The sequence below is a fragment of the Nocardia tenerifensis NBRC 101015 genome (genome assembly GCF_000308715.1).
Taxonomy (GTDB): domain Bacteria; phylum Actinomycetota; class Actinomycetes; order Mycobacteriales; family Mycobacteriaceae; genus Nocardia; species Nocardia tenerifensis.
Genome location: NZ_BAGH01000544.1, coordinates 1 through 9,513 on the forward strand (window position 1 = coordinate 1; position 9,513 = coordinate 9,513).

Genomic DNA, 9,513 nt, shown 5'->3' on the forward strand with positions numbered 1-9,513 from the left:
GAGCTGCCACGGCCCCCTCGCCGAACGCGCGCTGGCCGAGCTGCGCCTCGACGAGCTGATTCTCGGCGTGAACGCCATCTCCGCCGAGGGCGGCGCGCAGTGCAGGCATATCGACGAGGCCGGCGTCACCACCGAGATGGTGCGCCGCTCCCGCCACGTCATGGTCGTCGCCACCTCGGACAAACTCGAGCGCACCGCGCTGGCCCGAATCTGCACTATCGAGCAGGTGCACGCGCTCGTCACCGACACCGGGGCGGATCCGGCCGCGGTCGCGGCGATCCGCGCGACCGGGGTACGCGTCGACGTCGTCTAGCGAGCGCGGTGTCGGCTCGGCGGCGGTCAGTTTGAACGCGGACGCGCCGGGAAGCCCGAGGCCATGACGACAGACCCCGGTAAGAACTCGCCCGACGACGCCGAAGTGAACCGCGACGCCGTTGATCAGCCGGACGCGACCGAGGACGCCTCGGCGACCGAGGAGGATCAGGCGTCGAAGATGGACTACGAGGGCGATACGCCCAACTAGCAACGGGACTCGCCGTCGAGTCCGACGCAGCCCGGCAGGTCGTACGACCTGCCGGGCTGTGCTGCTTCCTGAGCGGAACGAGAGTGGTTCACCCATTGACCGGGTCATGATGTCTCATTACCCTGAGTGGGACAACGCGTCCCAGTAAAGTGTCAGGCAAGGTGAGCCGGTTATGGCCGAGGCCGATCCCGCTGTTGATTCCACGCTGCGTCCGCCCCGCTGGGCGCCGACGTTCATCCGCTGGCACAACACCCCGGTGACCTGGTGGGAGTCGGTGCGGTGGGCGCTCGGGATCCTCCCGAGGGTGCGCGACCACACCGTGCTGGACTACCTGACGAACCTCCCCGGGCAGGACGATGTGATCGTCGCCCGGGTGCCGTTCGCGAAGTTCGTCGTCGTGCGCAGCCCGGAGCTGGCGCGGCACGTGCTGGTGACCAACCAGAGCAACTACACGAAGAGCCCGGACTACGACATGCTCGCCGTCGCCTTCGGCCGCGGGCTGGTCACCGACCTGAACGATGAACTGTGGCAACGCAATCGGCGGCTGGTGCAGCCGATCTTCGCCAAGCGCAACGTGGACGGCTTCGCGCCCGTCATGGTCGAGGCCGCACGCGACGCGGTCGCCCGGATCCGGGAGCTGTCCGCCGCCGACGACGGCGTGGTCGACGTGAACGCCGAAATGAACCGGCTCACTTTGGATATCACGTCGCGGACCATGTTCGGCACCGATATCACCGGCCCGATGTCGGAGGTGGTGCTGTATCGACTGCTGCGCTTCTTCGGCCGCGGCTTCATGACCAACCTCAGCCATCCGCTGCACCACCTCGCGACCTGGCTGCACAAGCGCGGTCGCCACCGCGACGACGCCGGGAACTCGCGGCTGCCGATGCGGGTCATGCGGGCCGCGGGCTGGGTGATCGAGCCGCGCAGCATGCGCGATCTGCGCCACGCCGAGCGGGTGGTCGACGGGCTGATCGCCGATCACCGCGCCGGCCGGATCACCCGCAAGGACAACCTGCTCGCCGCGCTCATCGACGCCGCCGACCCGGAAACCGGCTACCGGTACACCGATCAGGAGATCCACGACGAGCTGATGACGTTCATCGGCGCGGGCATGGAGACGACCGCGACCGCGCTGACCTGGGTGTGGCAGCTGCTCGCCGAGCATCCCGAGGCGCGCGAGCGACTACACGACGAGGTGCGCTCGGTGCTCGGCTCGCGCCCGGCCACCGTCGCCGACCTCGATCGGCTGCCGTGGACACAGGCCGTCGTCGCCGAGACCATGCGGGTGCTGCCGCCGGTGGTCGGGCTGGCCAGGACGGCGAAGGAACGGGATGCGCTCGGCGGCTATCTGATCGAGCCGGGTACCACGGTGATCACCCTGATCCACGGTGCGCACCACAATCATCGGGTGTGGGAGCGGCCGGAGGAGTTCGATCCGAGTCGATACCTGCCGGAAAACCTGGCGCGCGAACACAAGCGGGCCACCATGCCGTTCGGCGCGGGCAAGCGGATGTGCGTGGCGTCCGGATTCGCAAGCATGGAGGCCGCGCTCGTGGTCGCCACGTTCGCCCAGCACTTGCGGTTCGACGCGGTGTCGGATCAGCGGGTGCGCCGGCAGATCTCGTTCACCGGCGGTCCGGACGGCCCGCTGCCGATGCGGCCTCGGTTCCTGCCGGAACTGGAGCGCGCGGACACCGCCGTATAGTCGAATCCGTGAAACCGCCCGCCCACATGCGTAACCATCGCAGGCGCTCGGGTGGTCAGCGGTGGGATCAACACAATTCGACCAGGCAGGCGCAGATCCTCGCGGCGGCGGTCGCGCTGATCGAGGAGAACGGTCCGAACGTCGAGGTCTCCATCCAGCAGATCGCCGAGCGCGCCGGATTGGCGCGCTCCGTGGTCTACCGGCAGTTCGACAATCGGGAAGACCTGGACGCCCGGGTGCGCGAGTACATCCTGGACCACTACGTGGCCGAGGTGGAGGCGCTGCTCGTGCTCGACCCGGCCAAGACCGCGGAGCAGATGTTCCACGAGGTCATGCGCCGGGTGGTCAGCTGGGCCGCGGACCATCCACACCTGTACCACTTCGGCCAGAACGGCCCGGTGCACGGACACTCGGCGGGCGAGACCAGCCTCACCATCAGCAGGCACCGCGTCGCCGAGACGCTGTGGCAACAGTTTTCGTCGTGGACCAGCATGCTCGCCATCGACGTCGAGCCGTACCGTCCGCTCGTCTACGGCGTGACCGGGCTGGTGGAGGGCATCGTCACGCAGTACATCGGGACTCCGGTGGCCGAGCGCCCCGACCAGGAGACCATCGCCCACTTGCTCACTACCTCCGCCTGGCACCTCTTCGCCGGTCACGCCGCCGACCGCGGCTATCACTTCGACCGATCCGCCAATATCGCCGAGACCATGGCCAAGCTCTTCGCCGACGCCGCGGCGCAGCAGGACTGATCGCGGGCCGCGGCTCCGGAGTTCCACTCGCCCAACCGAATTCCGTGCTCAGCGATGTCCTGCCGTGGCGCACGACCTCAGTACGTCAGCGGTAAACCGAAGGGGCGGAACAACTCCGCGTCCAGGAAGACCGTGATGCGGTCGATCGACGAGCCGACCGTGCCGAGTACATGGATGGAGTGCGCCCGGTGGACGCCGTCCTCGTCGCGCAGGTAGAACGCGACCGCGGGCTGGGTGTTCGCCGCGGTGCGGATCGCCCGCCAGGCGTCCGCGCCCCTGTTCGCCTTGCCGGTGAAGAACTCCACGACGTGCGTGCGCCCCGCGAACCACACCGAGGCGGGCGGCATTTCGAGGATCACGTCGTCGAGCAGCAGCTTGCTGAGCCCGGCCATGTCGCTGCTGTCGAAGGCCGAGACGTAGCGGTCGATCACGGCTCGCTCCGCGGGGCCGAGGGATTCGGACATCTGATCGATCATCGGTGCGACCTTGTCGAGCTGAGCGCGTGCGCGTTGCAGCGCGCTGTTGACTGCGGCGGGAGAGGTTTCGAGCAGGTCGGCGACCTCGGCGGCGGACCAGGCGAGCACGTCGCGCAGGATCAGCACGGCGCGCTGGCGGGCGGGCAGATACTGCAGCGCGGCGACGAAGGCCAGCCGGATGCCGCTGCGGGCGGCCACCACCGCCGCCGGGTCGTCGGCCGAATCGCCCAGCAGCCCATCGGGTATCGGCTCCAGCCAGGGCAGTTCGGGTTGCCGGACCGGCTGGGTCCGCGCCGACTCGGCCGGCCCGCCGAGGTCGACCGGCAGCGCCCGCCTGCCGCGCTGCTCGAGCGCGGTCAGGCAGGCGTTGGTCGCGATGCGGTAGAGCCAGGTGCGCAGCGAGGCGCGCGCCGGGTCGAATCGGTCGGCCGCGCGCCACGCGCGCAGCATCGTCTCCTGCACCAGATCCTCGGCGTCGTGGATGGAGCCGAGCATCCGATAGCAGTGCGCGAGCAGTTCGGGGCGGTGTGCCATCGCCCGTGCCGTGAAATCCGCGCTCACCGTCATGATCGGAGAACTTACTGAGCCGCCGGCGATCCGGGTCTCCCGCGTGGTCGTCATGCCTTGGCTCCCGAGAGATCGACCGCCGCGCCGGACGAAGCACTAGGCTCGCCGACTCCGGCCGGCGTCCCGGCGGGCACGAGCGCGCCGAGCCCGGCGCCGAGCAGCGCGATCAGGGCCGCCGTGCCCATCGCCGCGGTGAATCCCGCACTGAACGCCTCGGCGGACTCGAGCCCGCCCACCGCCGCGAACACCGCGGCGGGCAGCGCCACCCCGAACGCCATGCCGAGCTGGCGCAGCGTGTTGAAGGTGCCCGACGCGGCGCCCACCGCCGTCATCGGCACCGCGCGCAGCACGGCGCTCTGCGCGGCGGGGATCGTCATCGAGATGCCGACGCCGGACACCACGAACGGCGCGATCAGGGCCGGGTAGGACAGTTCGGGGCCGGCGATCAGCGTGATCCAGCCGTAGCCCGCGGCCTGCATGGCCAGTCCGAGCACGATGAGCGGGCGCTCGCCGAACCGGTTGACCTGCCGCCCGGCGATCGGCGCGACCACGAACAGCGTCACCGTCCACGGCGCGAGCCGCAGACCCGCGCCCAGCGGATCGGCGCGCAGCACGATCTGCAGGAACTGGGCGAAGAAGAACGCGCCGCCCGCGATCGACGCCGACAGCAGGAATCCCACGCCGTTTCCGGCGGCGAAGGCGCGCGAGGCGAAGAAGCGCATCGGGATCAGCGGGGCGTCGGTGTGCAGCTCCCAGCGCACGAAGCCCGCGATCGCCGCCGCGGCCACCGCGCAGGCCACCACCACTTCGGCGCTCGCCCAACCGCTTTCATTGCCTCGGAGCAATGCCCACACCAGGCCGAACGCGCCGATGCTCACCAGCAGGATGCCGCGGTAGTCCAAAGCCCTTGCTGGACCGTGACTCTCGCCGATTCGGGTGCACAGCAACGGAATCAGCACGACGGCGAACGGGATGTTGAGCCAGAAGATCCACTGCCACGCCAGGCCCTGCACCACCGCGCCGCCGACGAGCGGGCCGCCCGCGGTCGCCAATCCGGTGATGGCGGCGAACAAGCCGAGCGCCCTGCTGCGCTGCTGCGGCTCGAACGCGGCCGAGAGCAGCGCGGTCGCCGTCGGCATGACGGCCGCGGCCCCGACGCCCTGCACCGCGCGCGCGGCGATCAACCACTCCAGGCTCGGCGCCAGCGCGCACGCCGCCGAGGCCAGCCCGAACAGTCCGAGCCCCACCGCGAGCACGCGCCTGCGCCCGAGTCGATCACCGAGCGCCGCGCCGGCCATCAACAGCACGGCGAAGCTCAGCATGTAGGCGTTGATCGTCCACTCGAGCTCGGCGATCGACGCGCGCAGATCCAGTTGAATGGCGTGCAGCGCGGTGGTGACGACCAGCGCGTCCAGCACGGTCATCAACGCGGCCACCGACGTCACCGCCAGCACCCAGCGTTGTCCAACAGTCATTTTCATGGCGAGATGCCCTCCTCCGACGGGTTCGCCAGTACCTACCGGCGCCGCGGCGCCGATTCATCGGAGGTGGCCGAGATTTCTCGCGGAGGCGCTACGGCGTCGAGGCCAGCGGCACGACGGCGGGTGTGCGCGCCGGGCGGATGCTGCGCATCCAGACCACGAATCCCCAGGCCACGAAGCCCGCGTAGACGAAGTACAGCGTCGCCGACGGGTAGTAGCCCGCCTTCACCAGCAGCGGGATGCCGACGATGTCCACCGCGATCCAGATGAGCCAGAACTCGGCCAGGCCGCGGGCCATGCCGTAGGTGGCCAGCACCGAGCCGGTGAAGATCCACGCCTCCGCCCACGGGCCGTAGGAGCCGATGAGGTCGAAGAGCTGGGCGAAGGCGGCGGTGCCGAGCAGCATGGCCGCGACGAGGAAGAGGCGTTCGCGCGTGCTCGCCCAGCGCGGGTCGACGCCGCGGTGTTCGAGGCCGGTCTCGCTGGCGTGGCGATGCCAGCTCCACCAGCCGTAGACGCTGACCGCGATGAACATGAGCTGGCGTCCGGCCTGGCCCGCCATGTTCAGGTGTTGCGGGGTGTTGAACACGCCGCCGACGAAAACGGTGAACAGCAGGGTGTTCCCGGCGATGCCGATCGGCCAGGCCCAGACCCGTCTGCGCATGCCGCCGAGCGCGGAGGCGAGGCCGAAGCCGTTGCCGATCACCTCGCGCCAGAGGATCTCCGAGCCGGCGATGTGCAGCTTGGCGTCGAGCAGCGAGAGGATCGGGTTCACCTGTGGTGCAACCAGCGCGCGTGCCCATGTCATTCCTGGGTTTGATTGGCGGCGTTCGCTAGCCCTCCGTGGTCACGCAAGCTACCGCCTACGGGCCTGACGCTCACACCGCGGGGCGCGATATCCGCTCTAGACGATCGAAATGCCGTTGTGCGCCCCGCTCCGCGTAACGATCGCGAAATCTGAGGTAGCGATTCGCAATATCTGTGCAACGGACCCCTTCTAGGGTGACGTCATGAGTGAGGAAAGCAGTGCCGGGGGACCGGGATTCATATCAGCGGGTTGACCAAAACGTTCCGGGTCGGCCGCAAGTCGGTGGAGGCGCTGGACTCCGTCGATCTGCACACCGAGCAGGGCACCTTTCTGTCGCTGCTCGGGCCGTCCGGCTGCGGCAAGTCGACCGTCCTGCGCATTCTCGCGGGGCTGGAGACGCCGAGCGCGGGCAAGACGCTCATCGACGGCCAGACCCCGGCGGAGCTGGTCCGCAGGCACGAACTCGGCATCGCCTTCCAGGACTCGGCGCTGCTGCCGTGGCGCTCGGTGGAGTCGAATATCAAACTGCCCCTTCAGGTGGCGGGCCTCACACCGGACCCGGCGCTGATCGCAGACCTGATCCAACTGGTCGGGCTGGACGGCTTCGAGAAGGCCAAGCCCGCGCAGCTGTCCGGCGGCATGCGCCAGCGCGTCTCGATCGCGCGGGCGCTGGTGGTGAAGCCGACCGTGCTGCTGCTCGACGAGCCGTTCGGCGCGCTGGACGACATGACCCGGCAGCGACTGAATCTGGAGCTGCTGCGGATCTGGACGGAGAAGCCCGCGACCACGCTCATGGTGACCCACGGCATCGCCGAGGCGGTGTTCCTCTCCGACGTGGTCGCGGTGATGAGCCCGCGGCCGGGCCGGGTGCTCGAGCTGGTCGACATCGACCTGCCGCGCCCGCGCACCCCGGAGATGATGCGCACCCCCGAGTTCCACCGGCTGCACGACTACCTCTCGGAGCTGCTGTTCGGCAAGTCCGGCACGGGCGGCGCGCTCGGCACCGCGGCGGGGAAGTCGAGCACGGGCGCGGTGCGGGCATGAAGCGGATCGGCGGACTGCTCGGCGTCGCCGGGTTGCTCGGGGTGTGGTGGCTGCTCGCGGCGCTCGGTGTCGCGGGCGGCACGGTGCCGAGCCCGTGGACGGTGCTGCACACCATGTACACCGACGGCTGGGGACTGTACGGGCCGAACTTCCGGATCACCGCGCTCGGCGCGCTGAAGGGCTTCCTGTGGGGCAACGGGATGGCCATCGCGCTGGCGATCCTCATCATGCTGATCCCGCAGATCGAGTCGCTGGCAACGCAGTTGGCCATCCTGAGTTACTGCACCCCGCTGCTCGCCCTCGGCCCCATCATCCTGGTGGTGTTCGGCGGGCGGACCCCGACGGTGTTCCTGGCCGCGATGTACTGCTTCTTCACCACCATGGTCGGCACGGTGAGCGGGTTGCGCTCGGCCGATCGGACCAGCCTGGATCTGGTGCGGGCCTACGGCGGCGGGCGCTGGCAGCAGCTGTACCGGGTGCAGTTGATCTCCGCGCTGCCGAATACGTTCGCGGCGTTGAAGATCGCGGCGCCCTCCGCGGTGCTCGGCGCGATCATCGGCGAGTACCTGGGCGGGGTCGACAGCGGCATCGGCGTCGCGCTGACCGCCGCGCAGACGGCCTACAACGTGCCGCGCACCTGGGGCATGGCGCTGGCCGCCGCCGCGCTCGCCGGGCTCGGTTACGCGGTCGTCGCGCTGGCCGCGCGTCTGGTCGCGCCGTGGACCCGGGAGGCGCGGTGATCCGTACGAAAGAAGTTGTCCGGCAATGTTTTACGCACCGCGCGGAGGAGGGGCGATGAAGGTCGTGTGGCGGATCGGGAAGTTCTTGTTCCCGTTGTTCACCTCGCTGCTGTTGATGCTGTTGATCTGGTACGTCTTCCTGAAGGCGTTCCCCCAGGTCGGGCCGCGGGTGGGGAAGTCGCCGGAGGACATCTGGCGCTACCTGGTGACCTCGCCGGGGGCGAGCGCGGCGCGCGCGGTGATCATCGACGATCTCCAGATCACGGTGCGGGACGCGGCGATCGGGTTCGGCTTCGGCATGGCGGCCGCGCTCGTGGTCGCCGCGCTGTTCGTGTCGTTCGCGGCGGTGGAGCAGACCTTCCTGCCGGTGGCGATGCTGCTGCGCTCGGTGCCGCTGGTGGTGCTCGCGCCGATCATCGTGCTGGTGTTCGGCCGGGGACTCGGCGGCGTCGCGGTGCTGGCCGCCATCGTGGTGTTCTTCCCGGCCCTGGTGATGATCATGGCCGGGCTGCGCAACGCGCCGCGGCAGGCACTCGACCTGGTGGCCGCGTACGGCGGATCCAAGTGGACCGGGCTTCGGATGGTCGCGGTGCCCGCCGCGCTGCCCTCGGTGTTCGCCGCGGCCCGGATCTCGGTGCCGGGCGCGCTGATCGGCGCGCTGCTCGGGGAGTGGCTGGGCAGCGGAACGGGATTGGGCGCCAGCCTGATTCGCGCCATTCCGACGTTCCAGTACAACCAGCTGTGGTCGTCGATCGTCCTCGTCACGATCGTCTCGGTGCTGCTCTACGCCATCGTCGGCGTGGTCGAGAACCTGGTGCTCGCCCGGTTCGGCGCCGACGCGGGCAGGTCGTGACGCCTCGGTAATTACGGCGAAATTCGAGCAAATCAATGTCTGGAACGTCAAAGCAAAGAATTTGAAACGCAATCGACCTAGATTCGGCGCATGACATCAGAGTTTGATTTCGCCGGGCGAGAAGTCGATTTCGCGGGGCGGCGCACGTCGTTGAGCCGACGGTCGCTGCTGCGCTACTCGGCGCTGGCGGGCGTCGCGCTGGGCGGCGCTGGCCTGCTCGCCGCGTGCGGGAGCGCCGCCGACGATTCGTCGAATGGCTCCACCGCCGACGGCTCCAAGTTCGGCACCGTCGCGGTGCAGCTGTCCTGGCTGAAGAACATCGAATTCGCCGGCGAGTACTTCGCCGACAGCAAGGGGTATTTCAAGGAGGCCGGTTTCGGCTCGGTCAATCTCATCGCGGGCGGCGCGGCCAGCACGTCGGTGGAGGCCGGGCTCGACACCGGCAAGGATCTGGCTCGGCCTGTCCGCCCCGCAGACCACGGCGAAGGCGGTGCTGGAGGGCCTGCCCGGCAAGATCATCGGCACCACGTACCAGAAGAATCCGTTCGCGATCGTCAGCTC

Annotated in this window: 10 protein-coding genes and 1 pseudogene; 8 read left to right on the forward strand and 3 right to left on the reverse strand. The window is 69.3% G+C overall.

The window, feature by feature from the left end:
- From ON39_RS35845 to ON39_RS35855, 4 genes are all read left to right on the forward strand, one after another.
- The coding region (locus tag ON39_RS35845; protein WP_040740805.1) for a DeoR/GlpR family DNA-binding transcription regulator at positions 1 to 313 on the forward strand (313 nt) is incomplete at its 5' end.
- A gap of 63 nt (positions 314 to 376) precedes the next feature.
- Positions 377 to 523 (forward strand): hypothetical protein, encoded by a 147-nt coding sequence (locus ON39_RS49210; protein WP_157195577.1) that lies wholly within the window; start codon positions 377 to 379, stop codon positions 521 to 523.
- Positions 524 to 695: 172 nt separating this feature from the next.
- Positions 696 to 2,231: a cytochrome P450 gene (locus ON39_RS35850; protein ID WP_040740806.1), complete on the forward strand. Its 1,536-nt coding sequence runs from the start codon at positions 696 to 698 to the stop codon at positions 2,229 to 2,231.
- 8 nt (positions 2,232 to 2,239) lie between these two features.
- Positions 2,240 to 2,983 (forward strand): TetR/AcrR family transcriptional regulator, encoded by a 744-nt coding sequence (locus ON39_RS35855; protein WP_146251102.1) that lies wholly within the window; start codon positions 2,240 to 2,242, stop codon positions 2,981 to 2,983.
- A gap of 77 nt (positions 2,984 to 3,060) precedes the next feature.
- Here the strand turns inward: ON39_RS35855 and ON39_RS35860 are convergent, their stop codons facing one another.
- From ON39_RS35860 to pnuC, 3 genes are all read right to left on the reverse strand, one after another.
- On the reverse strand, positions 3,061 to 4,026 hold the full coding sequence (locus ON39_RS35860) for a sigma-70 family RNA polymerase sigma factor (RefSeq protein ID WP_040740812.1): 966 nt from the start codon (positions 4,024 to 4,026) through the stop codon (positions 3,061 to 3,063).
- Between the two features lie 50 nt (positions 4,027 to 4,076).
- Positions 4,077 to 5,507, reverse strand: a complete 1,431-nt coding sequence (locus ON39_RS35865; RefSeq protein WP_083894889.1) for an MFS transporter — start codon at positions 5,505 to 5,507, stop codon at positions 4,077 to 4,079.
- A gap of 91 nt (positions 5,508 to 5,598) precedes the next feature.
- Positions 5,599 to 6,315: a nicotinamide riboside transporter PnuC gene (gene pnuC, locus ON39_RS35870; RefSeq protein WP_063713432.1), complete on the reverse strand. Its 717-nt coding sequence runs from the start codon at positions 6,313 to 6,315 to the stop codon at positions 5,599 to 5,601.
- 234 nt (positions 6,316 to 6,549) lie between these two features.
- Between pnuC and ON39_RS35875 the strand changes: the two genes are divergently transcribed.
- The 4 genes and pseudogenes from ON39_RS35875 to ON39_RS35890 all read left to right on the forward strand — a co-directional run.
- A complete protein-coding gene (locus ON39_RS35875; RefSeq protein WP_051187528.1) occupies positions 6,550 to 7,359 on the forward strand; it encodes an ABC transporter ATP-binding protein in 810 nt (269 codons plus the stop codon).
- Positions 7,356 to 8,099: an ABC transporter permease gene (locus ON39_RS35880; RefSeq protein ID WP_040740809.1), complete on the forward strand. Its 744-nt coding sequence runs from the start codon at positions 7,356 to 7,358 to the stop codon at positions 8,097 to 8,099. The genes ON39_RS35875 and ON39_RS35880 overlap by 4 nt, the downstream gene beginning before the upstream one ends.
- Before the next feature lie 55 nt (positions 8,100 to 8,154).
- The gene (locus tag ON39_RS35885) at positions 8,155 to 8,952 is read left to right on the forward strand and encodes an ABC transporter permease (RefSeq protein WP_040740810.1); all 798 of its coding nucleotides are present in this window, start codon (positions 8,155 to 8,157) and stop codon (positions 8,950 to 8,952) included.
- Positions 8,953 to 9,042: 90 nt separating this feature from the next.
- Positions 9,043 to 9,513 (forward strand): annotated as a pseudogene (locus tag ON39_RS35890) (hypothetical protein); the annotation flags it as partial.

Bases quoted from the DNA above. Each gene is read 5' to 3' on its own strand.
- ON39_RS35880 (WP_040740809.1), top strand. From the start codon at position 7,356: ATGAAGCGGATCGGCGGACTGCTCGGCGTCGCCGGGTTGCTCGGGGTG.
- ON39_RS35865 (WP_083894889.1), bottom strand. From the start codon at position 5,507: ATGAAAATGACTGTTGGACAACGCTGGGTGCTGGCGGTGACGTCGGTG.
- ON39_RS49210 (WP_157195577.1), top strand. From the start codon at position 377: ATGACGACAGACCCCGGTAAGAACTCGCCCGACGACGCCGAAGTGAAC.
- ON39_RS35850 (WP_040740806.1), top strand. From the start codon at position 696: ATGGCCGAGGCCGATCCCGCTGTTGATTCCACGCTGCGTCCGCCCCGC.
- ON39_RS35885 (WP_040740810.1), top strand. From the start codon at position 8,155: ATGAAGGTCGTGTGGCGGATCGGGAAGTTCTTGTTCCCGTTGTTCACC.
- pnuC (WP_063713432.1), bottom strand. From the start codon at position 6,315: ATGACATGGGCACGCGCGCTGGTTGCACCACAGGTGAACCCGATCCTC.
- ON39_RS35860 (WP_040740812.1), bottom strand. From the start codon at position 4,026: ATGACGGTGAGCGCGGATTTCACGGCACGGGCGATGGCACACCGCCCC.